Below are 19597 nucleotides of genomic sequence, written 5' to 3'. Positions count from 1 at the left end.
ACCGCCACCGCGCCGCCCGACGGCGCCAGCCCTCTCTCCGGACCCCAAAAGGGTCCAGCACCCCCCAAGGACGTGACGCATGCCGACATCAGCCCGCTTCAGACGACGATCAGTGACCGTGGCGGCGACGCTCTGCCTCGCGGTGAGCTCGCTGACGGTCCTCGCCCAGGAGGCGTCCGCGGACCAGCCCATCGGGTACCCGACCTTCTCCGGCCCGGCCGTCCCGGCGCCGCCGGTCGGCTACACAGGCGGCAACATGATGCAGGCGATCTACGACTCCGAGAGCTCCGGGACGAACTTCTGGATCGACCGGCTGCTCGCCCGGCCCGGCAGCGACCCCTCCGACGCCGACGGCGGCATCCTGATGACCCGCGGCCGGGCGTTCTTCATGAAGACCCACACCCCGGGCACGCTGGGGTTCGCCGGAAAGGCCGCCTACATCGAGAGCATCAACGACCAGAGCGCGTTCACCGTGACGGTCACGCCGGGCTCCCTCAGCGAGCAGGTGAGCCAGCGCTGGCAGGCGCCCAGCCACTACAGGAGCGTGCACACCGGCAGCGGCATCCGGGTCGAGCAGACCAAGTTCGTCACCCAGAACAACGTCGCGGTGGCCAACCTCTCGATCGTCAACACCGGCTCGGCCTCCACCACCGTGCAGCTCCGCGCCGCCTCGCCGTACGCCACCTCCGGCAGCGGCAACGAGCTGACCGGCACGGTGAACTCGTTCAAGAACCTGACCACGATCTACCCGCGCCTGTCGGGTGACGGCTTCACCGCCTCCGGCGGGGCGCTCACCCGGTCGATCACCGTCGCGGCCGGGGCCACCGCCACCGCCAAGGTCGTCATGGGGTTCGTCACCAACGAGATCCCCGAGTCGCTGAGCGAGTACACCACCTACAAGGGCTACAGCAACGCCACCGCGTTCGCCACGCACGTGCGCGCCTACAACCTGTGGTGGGCGCAGAACATCCCCTACTTCGACGCGCCGGAGCCGGCCATCAAGAAGAACTACTACTACCGCTGGTGGCTGATGAGGTTCAACACCCTCGACGCGAACCTGCCCGGCCAGACGTACCAGTTCCCGACCTCGATCGAGGGCGTGCTCGGCTACAACAACGCGATCGCGCTGACCCAGCCGATGCACATCGACGACCTGAAGTACCTGCGCACCCCGCTGTACGCCTACGGCGACTGGCTCTCGGTCGGACAGACCTCCAAGGGCGGCCGGTTCATGGACAACCCCGGCGACCCGGACAACTGGTCCAACAGCTACACGCAGTACATCGGCGAGGCGGCCTGGAAGAGCTACCAGATCCACGGCGGCCAGCCCGCCATCGCGGCGAGCCTCGCCAAGTACGCCGAGGGCGACGCCAAGGGCCAGCTCAGCTACTACGACCGCGACAACAACGGCCTGATCGAGTACGACTGGGGCGCGCTGACCGGCAACGACGCCGACGCGGTCTCCTTCCACTGGCGCGCGGGCAACCTCGACCGCACCGAGTCCGCCTACGTCTACAGCGGGGCCCTGGCCGCCGCCCAGGCCTACGAGACGATCGGCAACACCGCCAAGGCCACCGAGATGCGCGCCCTGGCCACCCGGGTGCAGAACGCGGTCGTCAACGTGCTGTGGAACCCCACCGCCAAGGTGCTGCAGCACCGGCACGTGGCCACCAACGCGCTCAACCCCTGGAAGGAGATCAACAACTTCTACCCGTACGCGGTGGGCCTGATGCCCAACACGGCCACCTACCGCGAGGCGCTGCGCCTGTACGCCGACCCCGCCGAGTACCCGATCTTCCCCTTCTACACCGCCAACCAGCGCGACAAGGCCGCGGCGGCGGCGGCCGGCAACCCCGGCAGCAACAACTTCTCCACCATCAACTCCACCGTGCAGTTCCGGCTCTACTCCTCGGCGCTGCGCAACTACCCCAGCCCCTACATCTCCAACGAGGACTACAAGAAGCTCCTGTACTGGAACGCCTGGGCGCAGTACGTCGGCGGCAACACCCAGTGGCCGGACGCCAACGAGTTCTGGGCCAACTGGAACGGCTCGTCCATCACCTACCGGTCGTGGATCCACCACAACATCCTCGGCAGCAGCAACTGGACGCTGATCGAGGACGTGGCCGGGCTGCGTCCCCGCAACGACGGCAAGGTGCAGCTCTCGCCGATCAACATCGGCTGGTCGCACTTCGCGGTCAACAACATCCGCTACCGCAACGCCGACCTGTCGATCGTCTGGGACGACCCGGCCGACGGCGTGACCCGCTACCCGGGGGTGCCCCAGGGCTACTCGATCTTCGTCAACGGGACCCGGGCCGCGACCGTCAACCAGCTCGTGCCCTTCGTGTGGGACCCGGCCACCGGCGGGGTCACCTTCAGCGGCACCACCGGCACCGTGGCGTACAACGTCGCGGTCCCCGGGATGCAGGCGCCCCAGCAGGTCGTCCACTCCGAGGCGCGCGTGGTCGACGCGCTCGCCAAGGCCGGGGTCGACCTGAGCGCGAACCTGACCAACCTCGCCCAGGGCGTCGCCGTGTCGGCCTCGCACACCGCCTCGGGCACCAGCACCGGCGCGGCCGTGGACGGCTACCCGACCAACGAGCCCTTCTGGGGCGCGGGCGGCTCGCCCAACGCCCAGGACTGGTACGAGGTGAACCTCGGCAGCTCCAGGACCGTCGACGAGGTCAGGCTCTACTTCAAGGACAGCCGCCCGGCGAGCGGCACCTACCGGGCGCCGTCGTCGTACCAGGTCCAGTACCTCAACGGTTCCACCTGGACGAACGTCGCCTCGCAGGTCAAGACGCCCGCCACCCCGCAGGGCAACTACAACCTGGTCCGGTTCACGGCCGTCAACGCCCAGCGGGTCAGGGTGCTGATGACCAACGCCTCCGGAGCCAAGAGCGGCCTCACCGAGATCAAGATCTACAACCGGGGCGGGACCCAGCCGCCGCCCACCGGCAACCTGGCGACGTCGGCGACGCCCTCGGCCTCCCACACCTCGGCGTGGGAGTCGGTCGCCGCGCTCAACGACGGGATCGACCCGTCCTCCTCCAACGAGACGGTCAACCCGCGCTGGGGCACCTGGCCCGAACAGGGCGAGCAGTGGGCCCAGCTGACCTGGCCGTCGGCGGTATCGGTCAACCGGGCGCAGGTGTACTTCTTCGACGACGGCCAGGGCATCGACCTTCCGGCGTCGTGGAAGCTGCAGTCCTGGAACGGCACGGCCTACGTGGACGTGCCCGGCGCGAGCGGCTATCCCGTGGTCGCCGACCAGTACAACACCGTGACCTTCCCCGCGGTGAGCACGACCCGGCTGCGCGCGGTGCTGCAGAGCGCCTCCGGGGCCTCCGTCGGACTCCTGGAGGTCAAGGCGTTCGCGCCGTAGCGACCGCCCGACGATCGGCGCCGGCCCCATGAGGGTCGTCCGCCGGGCGGAGGGGACCACGAGTCCCCTCCGCCTCCCGTTCTCCCGGCCGCGTCCCCCTGCCTCTCCGGCGGGGGGACGCGGTCGTCGTTATCCGGTGATTCGCGAGGTCTGCGGGGTAGGCGGAATGATGCAGGCAGAACGCCTCGGGCAGGTCGGCGAGGTGGCCGCTGTTACGGAAAGCGCTTACCGTAGGAGGGTGGTCCCCGCGGGGCGTCAGAGGCTCCATTGAGGAAAGGCTCCATCTTGATCCACTCAGTTGACCCCAGAACCGGCGAGTCCGCCGGAGATCCCTTCCCCCCGACCCCGGACGCCGAGGTGGACGCCGTCGTCGAGGCGGCCCGCGCCGCCGGCCCCGCCTGGCGTTCCGCCGACCGGGCCCCCGTGCTGGAGGCGGTCGCGGCGGCGCTGGAGGCGAACGTCGAGGAGCTCTGGCGGGCGGCCGACGCCGAGACCGCGCTCGGCGAGACCCGGCTGCGCGGCGAGGTCGGGCGCGCCGCCGGCCAGTTCCGGCTCTTCGCCCAGGTTCTGCGGGACGGCGGTCACGTCGAGGCGGTGATCGACCACGCGACGGCCCAGCCTCCCGTCCCGGACCTGCGCCGGATGAACCACCCCCTGCCCGGCGTGGTCGGCGTCTTCGCCGCGAGCAACTTCCCGTTCGCCTTCTCGGTCGCGGGCGGCGACACCGCCTCGGCGCTGGCCGCCGGATGCCCGGTCGTGGTCAAGGCCCACGACGGCCACCCGCGCACCTCGGAGCTGTCGTGGCGGGTCATCAGGGACGCCCTGCCCGACCCGGCCCTGCTCGGCCTGGTCGGCGGGCTCGACGCCGGCAAGCGGCTGGCCGGGCACCCGTCGGTGTCGGCCGTCGGCTTCACCGGCTCCATCCCGGGCGGCAAGGCCATCCAGGCGCTGATCGCCGAACGCCCCGACCCCATCCCGTTCTACGGCGAGCTGGGCAGCGTCAACCCGGTCGTGGTGCTGCCGTCGGCGGCCCGCGACGGCCTGGCGCAGGGCTTCGCCGCCTCGCTGACCCTGGGCACCGGCCAGTTCTGCACCAACCCCGGGCTGGTGTTCGTGCCCGACGACGCCGAGCTGCTGGCGTCCATCGCCGACGCGGTCTCCGCCACCGAGGGCGGGCCGATGCTCACCGAGCGGATGCAGGGCGGCTTCCTGCACGGGCTGGCCAGGCTGGGCAAGCTCTCCTCGTTGGCCCAGGGCAGGCCGGGGGAGGGGGCGTTCGCGGTGACGCCTCAGGTGTTCGTCACCGACCTGGCGACGTTCGCCGGGGACCCGCACGGCATCGCCGAGGAGTGCTTCGGCCCGGCCGCCGTCGTGGTGGTCTACACCGACCCGGCCGAGCTTCCCGCCGTCCTGGAGCGGCTGGACGGCTCGCTGACCGCGACGATCCACGCCACCGACCCGGCCGAGGCGCGCGCCAGCTCCGAGGTGCTGCTGCGGAAGGCGGGACGGCTGATCTGGAACGGCTGGCCGACCGGTGTCGCGGTCCGCTGGGCCATGCACCACGGCGGCCCCTGGCCCGCCAGCACCGCCGCCGCCCACACCTCGGTCGGCGCCGCCGCGCTCCGCAGGTGGCTCGTCCCCACCGCCTACCAGGACTGGCCCGCCGAGCTGCTCCCGCCCGAGCTACGCGACGACAACCCGCTGGGCATCCCCCGCCGGGTCGACGGGGTCCTCGTCGAGGGCCGCGCCTGACGACCGTCCGTCCCCTCACGCGGGAGAGGGCCTGCACCCGTCCCTCTCCCGCGCGGCGCACGCCACCGGAAGCGGTCGTCGACACGGCGATCCCCCCTGGGCAGAACCGGCTCGGCGACGCGTCGTGACCGCTCGCGGGATCGCGAAAGAACAGGCGGCACCATGAAGCCCGTCGTCACGCGGCGGGCTGTGGACTTTCGGGGGAGACCATGGACAGCAGGTGTTCGCGCGCCTGCCGTATCTCCGGGGTGGAGTTCCATGGGAAGGACGCCCTGAGTATTTCGTGCACCCGTTTGTCAACCCTCGCCGAGGCGACGAACGGAAGTGCTCGCGCCAGTTCGTTCATCCGATCGGCCGCGAAGGACGGATCGGAAGCCCTTATCGCCGTCTGTACCTGCCGTCCCAGATACTGCGCTCGGAAAAGTGGCGACCACTGCCCGATCGTGCCCGCTGCCTCGTCCAGAAGTGTTCCGGCTTCCCGGTATTCGCGAAGGTGACTCAGCCCTATGCCGACGTCACCCGCCAGGGCGGCTTGCCCGAAGGGAGAAAGCCCTCCGACGTCGAGCGCACGATCGAGCGCATCCCTGGATGCCTTTCTCTGCTCCGGTACGAGCGCAAGGGAACGCCCGAGCCTCATGTTCAAGGACGCTCGCAGGCTACCGGTGATGCCCGGAACCTGAAGTCCCCGCTGAGCGTAGGTCACCCCTCGTGCATGGTCACCCCGATAGAGACCGACTCGGCTCAGGCTGTCGTACGCGCGGGCCTGGCTCGTGAAGTCCTGGGCCCGGAGTGCGAGGTCGAGTGCGATCCCGCCGGTCCGGTCGGCCTGGGAAAGTCTCCCCGCGTCGTACAGGACGAGGGTGACCTGGTACATGAGTTCGGAGATCGCTTTTTGCAAGGGCCGTTCGACGGCCTCCTTCAATATTCGATCGACGTGCCGCATGTGGCTTGACGCGCGCGACATGAGGGGAATTCCGCCGAGCTCGTACCGGCTGCGAGCGAGCGACGCGGCCAATGCGTTCACATAGTCGGCGTCCTGGTAGGGATTCGCGCCTGCGGAAGGGACGAAGACAACGGATGCGGCGGCTGCCAGAAATTCCCTGCGTTCCACGGACTCCTCCACTTTGGGAGATATGCGTATTTCCCAGCCCACACGTGCCAATAGGTTGACGGCTTTGGCCATGCCGGTGTCCTTGTGACCTCGCGACACCTCGGAGACCCATGCCTGGGAAACGCCCAGCTCACGGGCGAGATCGGTCTGGGTCCACCCTCGTTGCTCCATGATCGCTTTAAGGGCCTCTGGGAAAGTCCGCACCTCCACCGAATGAGCGTATCGCCGTGAGCGATCTCCCCCTAGTACTTCCATCGCTGCGAGCGATGCCCTTGCTGGTGCTCTCGGAAACGGGCCGGAACCATGAGGGGCCCAAAGAGCGCGCGCCTGTGAGAGGAAGGACGGGTGTTATGAGAGTGACGCACGACGAATCAGAGGGGCGGAGCGAAAATCGACGTAGTGACGATTCCGGTGAGATGATCAGCGACGCCGCGGTGGAAAGACAGGACAGGGCTCTGGCCGTCGTGCAACGACTTCTCGCCGAACACGGCATCCGTGCCCACCGTCACAACACGATCAGCCTCCGACTCTACGGTAACCATGCCGACTTCCCCGCCTGGCCCAACCGACCCGATTACCGTACGTGGGTGAGGCGATATCCACCGGAACTCACGGTGGTCGACGCTCGGGGCCGACGCGATATGACGGTGACCATGGGGCCGCGCTCGGGGTGCTATCTGGTGTTCATCCCCAATGATTCCGATCTGCAGGCTGTCGGGCAGGAGGAACCGGAAAAGGTGGTCGCCCTGATCCTGGCCGCTTGGAGGGCGTGATCGTGTACGGCTGGGTCATCCTGGGGGAGGCGGCCACGAAGCGGGTCAACGGCCAAGAGATCATCATCACCGCCGGGAGGTCGGGTGACCTCGGAGCGGCCATCAGGGCCTGGGAGGACGGCGAACGTCACCGGATGTCGTACGAACTGGGAAACCTCGGCCGCCTGGTCAACGACGCGCTGGACCGGCTACGGCAGGCCAGGGACGTCTGATGCGGAGGTCGGGCGGGTCACTCCTGTCGTTGGCCACATCGTCCGGTGGCAAGGAAAGTGTGATCGGCCGGAAAGGCGGTGCCAGTGTTGAGGAGTGATTCTTCCGACGGCGTGTACGTGCTCGAATCTCTCGAATATGTACCTTCATCAGAGATGCCCGATATCGAGCTGTTCAGAGATCGCCGCGAGATCAAGTCCCTGCTGGAGACCATGCGAGATTCCCTCAGGCATCGCACGAAAGAAAAGATCTCCCAGGCGATAGCCCAAGCGGTCGCCGAGGTCGAGAAGGCCCGGTCGGCAGACGAACCAGAGGCATCGCAAGGTCATCGCCGAAGCGCGTAACGCGTCCGGCCCGAGTTGCGGCAACGGCCGGCGCCCCCCGGGGGCAGTCGGGGGGCGCCGGGTTCGGAGTGCGGATCTCAGGCGGGTCCCTAGCGGGCCTCGCCGACGCCCGCGTGGCGGGAGACCTCGCGGCGCACCGACTCGGCCGGGTCGATCCCGGTGTGCAGGACGGGGGTCCAGCCCGCGTCCGCGCCGAGGTCGACGTCGTTGGCCGCGTTGTGGACGGCGACGAGGTCGATCGGGACGACGGGCCCTCCCACCCGGAGCACGTTGCCCCGGGCGGTCAGGGAGGTGCCGCCCCAGTTGTAGACGAGGTCCGCCGGGTCCACCGCCCGGCCCAGCCGGAAGAAGTTGTTCTCGGCGAAGATCTGCGACCCGACGCCCACGCCGAGCGCGTACTGGAAGTCCTCGGCGTCGGGGATCTCGTAGTAGTTGTTGTAGACGTGCACCTGGCCGAAGCGCACGCGCGGGAGCCGCTGGAGCACGTTCTCGAAGTGGTTGTGGTGGATGGTGACGTTCAGCTTGCCCGTGTCGTTGGCCGGGTTGTTGGTCGAGCCGATCAGCATCGTCTTGTCGTGGCCGGAGAAGCGGTTCCAGGACGCGGTGACGAAGGTGGAGGCGTTGGTGATGTCGAGCTGCCCGTCGTGCACCTGGTACGGCCTGCCGAAGTGAAGCGGCTGGGCGGAGTCGGGGTTGTCGCCGTCGGTGAAGGTGTTGTGGTCGACCCACACGTGCGTGGAGCCGGTCACCGTGATGTTGTCGTAGAGGGAGTTCCAGTTGCCCTCGGCGCCGTCGGTCGGATCCCACTTCGGGAAGCAGTCGGCGGTGTCCTCGAACGTGATGTTGCGGATGATGACGCTGTCGGCCTTGTCGACGTGCAGGTTGACGCCGCGGATGCGGGCGTTCCCGCCCAGGCCGACGAGGGTGGTGCCGGAGCGGACCTTGAGCTTGATGTCGGCGGTCTGCCGGGCCGCCGAGGCGACCCGGGCCGCCTCCATCGGGCCGGAGGGCACGGTGGCCCTGCCCCACACCGCCGGGTCGTACGCGGCGAGGTAGCCCTCCAGCGTGTAGCCGCCGGTGACGTAGTCGGCGCAGGTGCTCTCGGGGGCGACCGTCCCCTTCACGTAGACGATCGAGGGGGTGGGGGCGGCGAGCGCGGTGGCCAGCTCGGTGCGGGTGGAGACGACGTGCACGTTCGAGGCGGGCGCGGCGGCGCCCCCGGTGGTGCCGGTGCCCTCGGACGCCCAGCCGTCGCCGGCGGGCAGGGTCTGGCGGCCGAGGTCCTTGCCGCCCCCCGGGGGGCCGGCCGCGGGGGCCGCCGGGCCGGTGGCGGACGCGGACGCGGCCGGGGCGGCCAGCACCGCCAGGGAGAGCAGGGCGGTGAGCGCGACGGCTCGTTTCATGGTGGTTCCTCCACGGGTCAGGCGGGGAGAGGGAAGGCTCCGCGAGGTTCTGAGGCCTTCCGGGTGGTGGGAGACGGGCACGCCCTGGTCAGGGCAGGACGCGCCCGCCTCCGGTCTGTGTGCGGCTCAGCCGCCGTTGCGCTGCTTGTACGACGCCTGCGCCTCGGTGAGCCTGGCCGCGAACGCGTCCAGGAAGTCCTTGGCGGGCAGGGTGCCCTGAAGGACCTTCTGGAACTCGGGCTCCATGTCGGTCTTGGTGATCGCGTTGAACTCCGGCAGGTGGTACGGCATCTGCACGACCCTCGTCGCCGGGTCGTTGAGGATCGTGAGCGCGGTGGAGATGTGCTGCAGGCCGGAGATCCAGGGCTCCTCGCCGACCTCGATGTTGGCGGGAAGGACGCCGGTCTTCTCCGACCAGTAGCTGTTCATCTGCTTGGAGGCGACGAACTCGGCGAACCTGTACGCCGCGTCCTTGTTCCTGCCGGTGGCGAACAGGCCGATGCCCGAGACCGGGTTGGAGAGGATCGAGTGGGCCCCGGAGGTGGAGGTGGGCACGGCCAGCGCGGCCACCTTGTCCACGCCGAGGGTCTTGGCGTGGTCCTGGTAGGAGCCGAGGTTGTGCTGCATGATGCCGATGTTGCCGCCGTCGAACTGGGCGACCATCTTCGTGTAGTCGTTGCCGATGTCGGCCTCGGGCGTGACCTTCTTGTACAGGCCGGCCAGCCGGGTGAGGGCGGCCACGTTCCTGGGGTCGTTGACGGTCGCCCTGCCGGAGGCGTCGAAGATCTCGGTGATGCCGGACTGGCCGTACACCACCTCCAGCATCTGCGCGATCGAGCCGGCGCCGCCGCGGATGGTGAAGCCGTAGCGGTTGTTCGCGGTGTCGGTCAGCCTCTCGGTGGCGGCGAAGAACTCGTCCCAGGTCCTGGGGGGCTTGATCCCGGCCTCCTTGAACCAGTCGGTCCGGTACCAGAAGACGCCCATGTTGGTCGACATGGGGATCATGTAGGTCTTGCCGTCCGGCACGGTGCCCTTGACCGTGGAGAGCACCTGCTCGTTCAGCTTGCCGTTCAGCGCGCCGGAGGTCAGCCGCTCGTCGAGGGGCTCCAGCGCCTTCTGCGCCACCAGGCCGGCGAGCGCCGCGGTGGAGACGCCGCCCACGTCGGGCAGGCCGCCGCCGGCGATGGCGGTGTCGTACTTCTGCTGGGCCTGGGCGATCGGGATGCCGACGTAGGCGACCTCCACGCCGGGGTTGGCCTTGTTGTACTCGGCGATGATGTGCTTCCACACCGGGGTGCGCGCGGGACCCCCGTTGTCGTCCCAGAAGACCAGCGTGGTCTTCCCACCGGCGGACGGTAAGGGCTCGTCCGAGCCGCAGGCGGCGAGACCGGCGCCCAGGGTCACAACCACGGCCACGATCGCCAGACGCCTGGAGCGTTCGATCATTGCTCTTCACCTCTCCTCGTCGTGTCCCCCGACATGGTGTGACCGTACGGCTCGGCGCCCGTGGCCGGAAGGGCGCCGGCCGTGCTCTCCGGCCCGGGGAAGGGCCTGGTCCAGGGAACACGGAGTTCCGAGTAGAGCGCGAGCCGCTCCGCGCTCGCCGCCGTGACCTCGGCGATCCGGGGCAGCACCCGCCGTTCGGCGCCCACCTCCTGGAACACGTCCGGGATCGCCCGAGGGGGAGGCGCCAGCCGCACCGCCTCCACGACGCGCATGAAGCCGTCGGTCCGCTCCAGCGGCACCAGCAGCTCCGTGCCGTCGCGCAGGTGCGCCACGAGGTTCTCCAGCAGGCCGGTCCTGGGGTACACGGCCGAGGTCCCGCCGGACTCGACGCGGTCCTCGGTGTAGGTGAGCCTGATCCGCCCCCGCTCGCCGTGCACGATCAGGTACGGCTCGTGCCGCCGGTCCGCGCAGAGCGAGACCGCGACCGTCACCGTGGTGTGGTCGTCCATCCGCAGCCGCACGCACGAGGTGTCGTCCGACTCGACGGCGTTGGCCCGGTAGAGCTCGACCTCGATCTCCTCGATCCCGGCTCCGGAGACGGCCAGCGCGGTCGCGGTCGCGTGCGCGAGCGGGTTGGTGAGGGCGCCGTCGACCACCGGCACGCCGCCGACCTCGCGCCGCCCGGCCCAGGGGACCCGGTCGTAGTAGGAGTAGGGCCGCTCCCAGGCGCCGGCCGCGCCGATGCCGACGACGGGGCCGATCGCCCCCTCGGCGATCATCCTGCGGACCGCGGGGATCGCCTCCGAGCCCAGGCTCTGGAAGCCGACCTGGCAGGCGAGCCCGGCTCGGCGGGCCGCCGCCCCGATCCTGCGGTAGTCCGCGTACGTGGCGGCGGGCGGCTTCTCCAGCAGCAGGTGCGTGCCGGCGCCCAGCGCCCTCTCCGCCAGGTCGGCGTGGGTGTGGATGGGCGTGCACAGGATCGTCACCTCGGCGCCGGTGCTCTCGATCAGGCCGGTCAGGTCGCCGGAGAACGCCGTCCCGGCGGGCAGGTCGTCGACCGGCCGGACGTCGCACACCCCGGCCAGCTCCACCAGCCCGGTCCCGGCCAGGCGCCGGACGTTCCTCAGGTGCGACGAGCCGTGCCCGTGCGCCCCGGCCAGTACCACGCGGACCGGTTCCATCACGTCTCCCATCGCTGCCCGGGCCTCACATGTCCCCCGCCTCCGTGACGGGTGGCGGGCACCGTCCGGCGGGACCGCCCGGCGGGGGGCGTCATCCCTTCACCGCCCCGGCCGACAGACCCTGCACCAGGTAGCGCTGGATCACCGCGAAGACCAGCACCACCGGCACGGCGGCCACGACGCCGCCCGCGGCCAGGGCGCCGAAGTCGACGCTGAACTCGCCCAGCGTGTACGCCAGGCCGACCGGCACCGTGAACTTCTCCTGCTCGCTGATGAACATCAGCGCGAACAGGAAGTTGTTCCAGCTGTGGATGAAGGCGAACGAGCCGACCGCGACCAGCGCCGGGCGCAGCAGCGGCAGCACGACCGCGAGGAAGCCGCGCAGCCGGCCGCACCCGTCGACCCAGGCGGCCTGCTCCAGCTCCACCGGGACGTTCCTGATGAAGCCGCTGATGAGGATGAGCGAGAGCGGGAGCTGGAAGACGCTCTCGGCGATCACCAGGCTCCACAGCGAGTTGACCAGGCCGAGGGTACGGAAGATCTCGAAGAGCGGGATCAGCATCATCGCGCCGGGGATGAACTGCGTGCAGAGCATCGCGATCATGAACAGTCTCCGGCCGCGGAACGCGTACCTGGCCAGGGCGTAGCCGCCGGCCAGGGCGACGACCGTGGTCGTCACCAGCGAGGCGACGCCGACCATCAGGCTGTTCTTGAAGAAGATCGCGAAGCTCATGTCATTCCAGACCGTCGCGAAGTTCTCGAACGTGATCGGCCAGGGCAGCAGCGAGGTCGATCCCCGCGGGCGGAACGCGAACACCAGCATCCAGTAGAAGGGCACCAGCGTGAACACCAGGTACAGCCCCAGGGGGACCCAGATCTCCCACCGGCGCCCCCGCCGCGCGTCCTTCCGCCCGGTCCGCGGCGCGGGGGCGGGCGGGGCCAGGCGCGGTCGTCCGGCCGTCTGGAGGGTCATGACGTCGCTCCGAACCTGCTCAGCCGCAGGTAGGCGATCGAGAAGAAGGTGAGGATCAGGAACGCGGCGGTCGTCAGCGCGGAGCCGTACCCGAAGTCGTGGGACTGCACGGCCTTGGCGGCCACGTACAGCGGCAGCGTGGTGGTCGCGTGCGCGGGGCCGCCGCCGGTCAGCGTGTAGAGCAGGTCGACGTTGTTGAACTCCCACACGCAGCGCAGCAGCGTGGACAGGATGATGGCGTCCTTGAGGTGGGGGAGCGTGATGTGCGCGAACCTGCGCAGGCGCGAGGCCCCGTCCACCGAGGCCGCCTCGTAGAGTTCCCTGGAGATGCTCTGCAGGTCGGCAAGGAGCAGGATCGCGAAGAACGGGACCCCGCGCCAGAGCTCGGCGAGCACCGCGGCCCAGAAGACCGTGTCGGGGTCGGCCAGCGGCGCGGCCCCGTAGCGCATGAGTCCCAGGTCGGCGAGGTAGCGCGACAGACCGGTCGTCGGGTTGTAGAGCAGGATCCAGATACCGGTGGTGAGCACCCCGGAGACGGCCCAGGGGGAGAAGACGGTCGCGCGGGCCAGCCCGCGGCCGACGAAGCTCTCGTTGACGATCAGCGCCAGGGCCAGGCCGAGGACCAGTTGCAGGGCGACCTCGACGCCGACCCATCTGGCGCTGAAGCCGAGGCTCTGCCAGAACAGCGGGTCCTCGAACAGGAGACTGCGGAAGTTGTCCAGACCCGCGAAGCCGTTGTCCCACGGTGTGGTGACGTTGTAGTGCTGGAGGCTGTAGTAGACGACACTGGCCATGGGGTAGACGAGAAAGCCCAGCATCGCGACCACCGCGGGGGCGATCAGCAGGTAGGGGGTCCTGGCGGCGCGGCCCGAACGGCGGCGCGTGCGCCGCTCCGCCGTGGTGATCGCCATGGCCGGCAACTCCTTCCAGGTCGGCTCAGAGGCTGCAACCGGTTGCATGAAACATTGCGGACATCTCCTGGCAACGTCAAGGGCTCAATTTGGTAAACAAGGTCTTATCTGCATATTTTTCGATATTTGTAAATTTCAGCGGGCCGGGGGGAGGGCGACACGGCGGGAAAACCGTGAGATGGGAACGTTGACAGTGATACAACCGCTTGCACTAATGTTCTGCAGGGCCCGTACACGGGCCGTGACGGAGGAGTGCGGTGGCAGCGACGATCAGGGACGTGGCGCGGGCGTCGGGAGTGCACGTCTCGACCGTCTCCCGCACCTTCTCCGCGCCGCACCTGGTGAACACCGAGACCCGCAACCGCGTCCTGGCCGTCGCCGAGGATCTCGGTTACCGGCCCAACCGCGCGGCGCGCGCGCTCACCACCGGCAGGACCCACAACATCGGCCTCATCGTCGCCGACATCTCCAACCCCTTCTTCCCGCCGCTGATCAAAGCCGCCCAGGCACACGCCAGGGCGCGTGACTACCACGTGTTCGTGGCCGACACCGACGAGGACCCGCAGGTCGAGGAGGAGCTTATCCAGACCCTCGCCAAGCAGGTGGACGGGGTGCTGCTCTGCAGTCCCCGCCTGTCCAACCGGGTGATAGAACGCCTGCACGCCGACGTGCCGTTCGTGGTGGTCAACCGGCGGGTGAAGGGCATGCCGACGATACTGATGGACATCGGCCAGGGCGCCCGGCACGCGATCGAGCACCTGGCCGGGCTCGGCCACCGCAGGATCGCGCTGCTGTCCGGCCCCACCGGCTCGTGGACCAGCGGTGAGATGTGCGGCGCCGCGACCGCCGCCGAGGGTGTCGAGGTCGTGATCCTCGGCCCGAACGCGCCCACCGAGCGCGGCGGCCTCGCCGCCGCCGCCGAGGTGCTCGCCTCGGGGGTCACCGGCGTGCTCGCCTACAACGACCTGGTCGCCATAGGACTCATCGAGGGCCTGTACGAACGGGGCGTGCGCGTCCCCGGCGAGATCAGCGTGGTCGGCGTCGACGACATCGTGTCCGGCCGGCTGAACCGCCCCAAACTCACCACCGTGGCCATGCCCACGGCCGCCGCCGGGCGGATGGCCGTCGACCTGCTGCTGCACTCCTTCGGCGACGGCGCCACGCCCACCCTGGCCACCCTGGAGACCAGCCTGGTCGTCCGCGAATCCACCGGAGAGGCCCCAAAATGAATGTCGGAACGACCCCGTCGGGTGAGCCGGTCGAGCGGCACGTGCTGTCGAAGGGGCGCCTGCGCGCCTCGATCCTCAGCTACGGCGCGATCCTGCAGACCCTGGAGGTCTCCGGGACCAACGTGGTCCTCGGCTACCCCGACCTCGCCGACTACTTCACGCGCAGCCGCTACTTCGGCGCCGTGGTCGGCCGGTACGGCAACCGCATCGCGGGCGGGCGCTTCACCCTCGACGGCCGCTCCTACGAGCTGCCGGTCAACAACGGCCCCAACAGCCTGCACGGCGGGACGTACGGCTTCGACAGGCGCGTCTGGCAGGTCGCCGACGTCTCCGGCACGTCGGTGACGCTGCGCCACGTCAGCCCCGACGGCGAGGAGGGCTACCCCGGCACGCTCGACGCCTCGGTCACCTACACGGTGGACGAGGACGCCGTCCGGATGGACTACCGGGCGGTCACCGACGCGCCGACCGTGCTGAACCTGACCAACCACTCCTACTTCAACCTCGCCGGGGGCGGCGACGTGCTGGGGCACGTGGTCCGCCTGGACGCCGACCACTACCTGCCGGTGGACGACACGCTCATCCCGACCGGGGAGCTCGCCCCGGTCGCCGGCACCCCGTTCGACTTCACCGTGCCGCACCGCATCGGCGAGCGGATCGACGACCCGGCGCTGGGGAACGGCTACGACCACTGCTACGTGCTGCGCGCCGACCGTGGGAGCGGTGCCTCCATCGAGGTCGTCGAGCCGACCGGCGGGCTGGTCATGACGGTCACCACCACCGAGCCCGGCGTGCAGTTCTACACCGGCAACATGCTGGACGGCGTCGCCACCGCCTACGGCAGGCACGCGGGCCTGTGCCTGGAGACCCAGCACTTCCCCGACTCGCCCAACCGGCCGGACTTCCCCTCGGTGGTGCTGCGCCCCGGCGAGGAGTTCACCTCCTCGACCACCTACCGCTTCTCCTGACCCGGAGACCCCGGCTCGCGCCGGGCCGTGGAGTCCGGGTCAGGCCCTGGCCGTCGCGCTCTCGCCACCGAGGGCCGCGACGGCGCCCAGGCCGAGGTAGACGACGCCGCCGGTGACGTCCAGCCGGCGGCGCGCGCGGACCGAGCGGCGCAGGCGACCGGCCATGGCCGAGGCGAGCAGGGCGTAGGCGCCGTCGCTGGCCAGGCCGAGCAGGGTCCAGATCAGGCCGAGCAGCACGACCTGCGGGGCGATCGGCCCGGCGGCCGGGTCGGTGAACTGCGGCAGGAAGGCGAGGAAGAAGAGCGCGGTCTTCGGGTTGAGCACGTTGACCACGAAGCCCTCCCAGAACAGCCGGGACCCGCCGGCGACCGGCACCTCGACGGCCTCGCCCTCCTGCGGCCGGGCGGTCAGCCTCCGCACGCCCAGCCAGATCAGGTAGGCCGCGCCGAGGTACTTGACGACCGTGAACGCGGTCGCCGAGGTCGCCAGCAGGGCGCTGACGCCCAGCGCGGCGGCGGCCACGTGGAGCAGCGAGCCCAGGTGGACGCCCAGCACCGACACCAGGCCGGCCGAGCGGCCCTGCGCGACGCTGCGGGTCACGATGTAGAGGACCGCGGGCCCGGGGACGAGCAGCAGGGCCAGGGTGGCGGCGGCGAAGAGCGCGAGGACTGTCGGATCCGGCATACCCGGATCGTAGGCTCCCCCGCTCGGGCGTCGCCTCGCATTTTCCGGCCGGGATCAGGCCGGGACCGCGCCGGGACCGCGCCGGGACCGGGGGGCGGGGCGTCAGGGGCGCGTCACCGAGGTCAGGGCGGCCAGCAGGGCGGTGGTGGCCGGGGGGTCGGGGGGCTCGCCGTAGGTGGCGGCGTAGACGCGGCGGGTGGAGCCCGGCAGCTCGATCGCGGTGACCTCCGGGTGCCGGTGGGCCCGCAGGGCGAGGCCGGGCAGGACGGTCACCCCGACCCCGGCGGCGACCAGGGCCTGGACGGCGACGACGTCGTCGGTCGTGAAGGCGATCTCCGGCTCGAAGCCCGCCCTCTCGCACAGGTCCAGCAGGTGGCTGCGGCACCGGTCGCAGCCCCCGATCCAGCGGGATCCGCGGTGGGAGACCAGATCGCCCGCGGGGCCGGAGGTGACCAGGAAGCTGGGATCGTCCAGCAGGGGGAGCAGGCGGATGCCGTCGTCCTCGGGGGCGGTGTCGTCGTAGCGGAAGATGACCGCCACGTCCACGTAGCCCGCGCGGAGCATGCGCAGCCCCTCGGGGGGTTCGGTCTCGCTCAGCCGCAGCTCCAGGCCGGGGTGCCCCTCCGCGAGGGCGGCGGCGGCCCGGGGCACGAACGTCCCCAGGGCCGAGGGGAAGGCGGCCAGCCTGACCCGTCCGGCGCGCAGGCCCACGTGGGCCGACAGCTCGGCGGACGCGGAGTCGATACGGCCGATGATCTCGGTGGCGCGCTCGGCCAGCAGGCGGCCCGCCTCGGTCAGCCGGATGCCCCGCCCGGCCCGCTGGATCAGCTTGGCGCCGGTCTCGGCCTCCAGCTTGGCGAGATGGTGGCTGACCGAGGGCTGGGAGTAGTGCAGCTCCCTGGCCGCGGCGGTCACCGAGCCGTGCCGGGCCACGGCCGCGAGGACCCGGAGACGCACGATATCCAGCATATATTAACTTTATCGATGGATCAGACGAAAAATGCACATTGGACGTTATGGATCGTCCGGAGCATGCTGGACGTATGACGACGTCCACGCTCACCCGCCCGGGCCTGGCCGAGTTGGTCGAGGGAGTCAGGCCGCTCGCCGCCCCCTCCGCCGACTCCCGGGCCACCGCCTTCGCCGTGGCCGGTCTGCTGCGTGAACGGCTGCCGTCCGCGGAGATCCTCACCGAGACCGAGCGCCTCGGCGACCCCGATCACTACGTCGCGCACACCCTGCACACCGAGGAGAACTTCTCGATCGTCGCCGTGGTCTGGCGGCCCGGCCAGAAGACGGTGATCCACGACCACATCGCCTGGTGCGTGTTCGGGGTCCTTCAGGGCGTGGAGTACGAGACCCTCTACCGCGACAACGGCGACCACCTGACCGAGATCGGCCGGACCGCCAACCTGACCGGCGACGTCAGCGGCTTCGCCCCTCCCGGGGACATCCACCGGGTGCACAACACGGGCGACGAGACCGCGATCTCGCTGCACGTCTACGGCGCCGACCTGAGCGCCGCCCCCACCAGCGTCCGCCGCGCCTACGACCTGCCCGTCCGCTGAACCCCCTCGCCCCCCCCGCCCCTCCGCCCGGGGCCGCGTCCTGGACGCGGCCCCGGGCGAGCGGGCGTCAGGCGGTCGCGGAGCCGTACTCGTGCAGGAAGAGCGCCTCGGCGGTGACGACGCGGTGGAGCTCGGCGAGGTTCACCCGCTCGTTCGGGGCGTGGATCGCCGCGTCCTCGTCCTCGGCGCCGAAGAGCAGGATCGTGGCGGCCGGGAACTGGCGGACCAGGGTGGAGACCAGCGGGATCGACCCGCCGGCGCCCACGTCGCGCGGCGGGCGGCCGAAGGCACGTTCCATGGCCCGGTTCAGCGCGAAGCGGGCGGCGCCGCCGGTGTCGGCGAGGTAACCCGAGCCCATGGTGTACTCGCCGACCTCGACCCGCACGCCCCAGGGGGCGACCTGCCGCAGGAAGTCGACCACGGCCTCGACGGTCGTCTTGGGGTCGCCCGCCGGAGGCACCCGGACCGTCACCCGGGCCCTGGCGACCGCCTGGACCGCGTTGATGGCACCGCTGACCGACGGGACGTCCAGGCCGGTGACCGTGATGGCGTACGAGGCCCACAGCCGGTCGGCCAGCGAGCCCGAGCCGACCAGGGAGACCCCGTCCAGCACGCCCGCGGTGGCCCGGAAGTCCTCCTCGGAGGAGCCGGTGCCCAGGAAGCTGCCGCGCGGCAGGCCGGGGACCCGGATGTCGCCGTGGTCGTCGTGCAGGGCGGCGAGCATCCGGATCAGCGCGGCCAGGGCGTCCGGGGCGGCGCCGCCGAACGAACCGCTGTGCAGCGACTCCTCGAGGGTGCGAACCTCGATCGTGAAGGCCCCCATGCCGCGCAGCGAGGTCGTCACCGCGGGGTCGCCCACCTTGGGGTTGCCGCAGTCGGCGACCACGATCGCGTCGGCGCGGAACAGCTCGGGATTGCGCTCGACGAAGGACTCCAGGCGCTCGCCCGCGTACTCCTCCTGGCCCTCGATGATGACCTTGACGCCCACCGGGAAGTCGCCCTGGAAGGCGCGCAGCGCCGCGACGTGCGCGATGACGCCCGACTTGTCGTCGGCCGCGCCGCGCCCGTGGATCGCGCCGTCGACCTCGGTCGGCTCGAAGGGCGGGGTGCGCCAGAGCGCCACGTCGCCGCTGGGCTGCACGTCGTAGTGCGCGTACAGCAGCACGGTCGGCGCGCCGGGCGGGGCGGGGGCCTCGGCGTAGACGGCGGGGAAACTGCCCTCGACGGGGATCTGCCGGACGCTGGGCAGGCCGGCGCTCCGCAGCAGTTCCTCGGTCAGCGCGGCGGCCGCGTGGACCGGCTCCTCCGGATGGCCGGGGAAGGCGACCGAAGGGATGGCGACGAGTCGCTTGAGGTCCGCGACCGCCTGTGCCATGCCGGTGGCGACGGCGGTCTCGATCTCGTCAGGAGTCACGACTTTCCCCCGAATCTCGATATCTGGTGCGTCCCATTGCACCACAGTGGCCACGGCGTCCGTATCCGCGGCCGGTGTCGGCACGCCAGGGTTCCGCCAAACGGAACCGGAGACCGGGCAGGGCCGGCGCGCCGCCCCGCACGATCGCGGATTTCGTCGTTGTTACATGGCAGTTTTGCGGATTCCGGGGTTCTTGCACTCCGTTACCACGCTTTCACTTGGCAAGAACCTTTCTGGAGGGC

General features: G+C 70.4%; 17 protein-coding genes. 8 read left to right on the top strand and 9 right to left on the bottom strand.

The window, feature by feature from the left end:
• Positions 1-79: 79 nt before the first annotated feature.
• A complete protein-coding gene (locus ACLQ2R_RS20785) occupies positions 80-3388 on the top strand; it encodes a discoidin domain-containing protein (RefSeq protein WP_425961753.1) in 3309 nt (1102 codons plus the stop codon).
• 285 nt (positions 3389-3673) lie between these two features.
• On the top strand, positions 3674-5140 hold the full coding sequence (locus ACLQ2R_RS20780; protein ID WP_425961751.1) for an aldehyde dehydrogenase (NADP(+)): 1467 nt from the start codon (positions 3674-3676) through the stop codon (positions 5138-5140).
• Between the two features lie 175 nt (positions 5141-5315).
• On the opposite strand, the gene ACLQ2R_RS20775 is transcribed toward ACLQ2R_RS20780, so the two are convergent.
• Positions 5316-6461 (bottom strand): helix-turn-helix domain-containing protein, encoded by a 1146-nt coding sequence (locus tag ACLQ2R_RS20775; RefSeq protein ID WP_425961750.1) that lies wholly within the window; start codon positions 6459-6461, stop codon positions 5316-5318.
• Between the two features lie 206 nt (positions 6462-6667).
• Between ACLQ2R_RS20775 and ACLQ2R_RS20770 the strand changes: the two genes are divergently transcribed.
• The 3 genes from ACLQ2R_RS20770 to ACLQ2R_RS20760 all read left to right on the top strand — a co-directional run bounded on the left by ACLQ2R_RS20770 (position 6668) and on the right by ACLQ2R_RS20760 (position 7578).
• Positions 6668-7024: a hypothetical protein gene (locus ACLQ2R_RS20770; RefSeq protein ID WP_425961749.1), complete on the top strand. Its 357-nt coding sequence runs from the start codon at positions 6668-6670 to the stop codon at positions 7022-7024.
• The gene (locus ACLQ2R_RS20765; RefSeq protein WP_425961748.1) at positions 7012-7236 is read left to right on the top strand and encodes a hypothetical protein; all 225 of its coding nucleotides are present in this window, start codon (positions 7012-7014) and stop codon (positions 7234-7236) included. The genes ACLQ2R_RS20770 and ACLQ2R_RS20765 overlap by 13 nt, the downstream gene beginning before the upstream one ends.
• A 153-nt stretch (positions 7237-7389) precedes the next feature.
• Entirely contained in the window at positions 7390-7578 is a 189-nt protein-coding gene (locus ACLQ2R_RS20760) for a hypothetical protein (RefSeq protein ID WP_425961747.1), read from the top strand.
• A gap of 89 nt (positions 7579-7667) precedes the next feature.
• On the opposite strand, the gene ACLQ2R_RS20755 is transcribed toward ACLQ2R_RS20760, so the two are convergent.
• The 5 genes from ACLQ2R_RS20755 to ACLQ2R_RS20735 form a co-directional block, all read right to left on the bottom strand.
• Positions 7668-8981: a pectate lyase family protein gene (locus ACLQ2R_RS20755; protein WP_425961746.1), complete on the bottom strand. Its 1314-nt coding sequence runs from the start codon at positions 8979-8981 to the stop codon at positions 7668-7670.
• A gap of 126 nt (positions 8982-9107) precedes the next feature.
• A complete protein-coding gene (locus ACLQ2R_RS20750) occupies positions 9108-10427 on the bottom strand; it encodes an ABC transporter substrate-binding protein (protein ID WP_425961745.1) in 1320 nt (439 codons plus the stop codon).
• A complete protein-coding gene (locus tag ACLQ2R_RS20745; protein ID WP_425961743.1) occupies positions 10424-11608 on the bottom strand; it encodes a Gfo/Idh/MocA family protein in 1185 nt (394 codons plus the stop codon). Before ACLQ2R_RS20745 ends, ACLQ2R_RS20750 begins: the two co-directional genes overlap by 4 nt.
• A gap of 91 nt (positions 11609-11699) precedes the next feature.
• A complete protein-coding gene (locus tag ACLQ2R_RS20740; protein WP_425961742.1) occupies positions 11700-12581 on the bottom strand; it encodes a carbohydrate ABC transporter permease in 882 nt (293 codons plus the stop codon).
• A complete protein-coding gene (locus tag ACLQ2R_RS20735; protein ID WP_425961741.1) occupies positions 12578-13492 on the bottom strand; it encodes a carbohydrate ABC transporter permease in 915 nt (304 codons plus the stop codon). The genes ACLQ2R_RS20740 and ACLQ2R_RS20735 overlap by 4 nt, the downstream gene beginning before the upstream one ends.
• A 257-nt stretch (positions 13493-13749) precedes the next feature.
• Here ACLQ2R_RS20735 and ACLQ2R_RS20730 point away from each other — a divergent pair, with 257 nt between their 5' ends.
• A complete protein-coding gene (locus ACLQ2R_RS20730) occupies positions 13750-14721 on the top strand; it encodes a LacI family DNA-binding transcriptional regulator (protein WP_425961740.1) in 972 nt (323 codons plus the stop codon).
• Complete coding sequence (locus tag ACLQ2R_RS20725) at positions 14718-15689, top strand: aldose epimerase family protein (protein WP_425961739.1); 972 nt, start codon at positions 14718-14720, stop codon at positions 15687-15689. The genes ACLQ2R_RS20730 and ACLQ2R_RS20725 overlap by 4 nt, the downstream gene beginning before the upstream one ends.
• Positions 15690-15728: 39 nt before the next feature.
• Here the strand turns inward: ACLQ2R_RS20725 and ACLQ2R_RS20720 are convergent, their stop codons facing one another.
• On the bottom strand, positions 15729-16373 hold the full coding sequence (locus ACLQ2R_RS20720; protein ID WP_425961737.1) for a LysE family translocator: 645 nt from the start codon (positions 16371-16373) through the stop codon (positions 15729-15731).
• A gap of 102 nt (positions 16374-16475) precedes the next feature.
• Entirely contained in the window at positions 16476-17342 is an 867-nt protein-coding gene (locus ACLQ2R_RS20715) for a LysR family transcriptional regulator (RefSeq protein WP_425961736.1), read from the bottom strand.
• Between the two features lie 74 nt (positions 17343-17416).
• On the opposite strand from ACLQ2R_RS20715, the gene ACLQ2R_RS20710 reads away from it, so the two are divergent.
• Positions 17417-17941 carry a cysteine dioxygenase gene (locus ACLQ2R_RS20710; RefSeq protein WP_425961734.1) on the top strand — a complete coding sequence of 175 codons (525 nt, stop codon included), beginning with the start codon at positions 17417-17419 and terminating at the stop codon, positions 17939-17941.
• 67 nt (positions 17942-18008) lie between these two features.
• Here ACLQ2R_RS20710 and ACLQ2R_RS20705 read toward each other — a convergent pair whose 3' ends face one another.
• The gene (locus tag ACLQ2R_RS20705) at positions 18009-19355 is read right to left on the bottom strand and encodes a M20/M25/M40 family metallo-hydrolase (RefSeq protein WP_425961733.1); all 1347 of its coding nucleotides are present in this window, start codon (positions 19353-19355) and stop codon (positions 18009-18011) included.
• Positions 19356-19597 lie beyond the last annotated feature (242 nt).

The organism is Streptosporangium sp. DT93 (genome assembly GCF_049844535.1).
Taxonomy (GTDB): domain Bacteria; phylum Actinomycetota; class Actinomycetes; order Streptosporangiales; family Streptosporangiaceae; genus Streptosporangium.
This window is presented reverse-complemented; position numbering and strand designations above follow the sequence as displayed.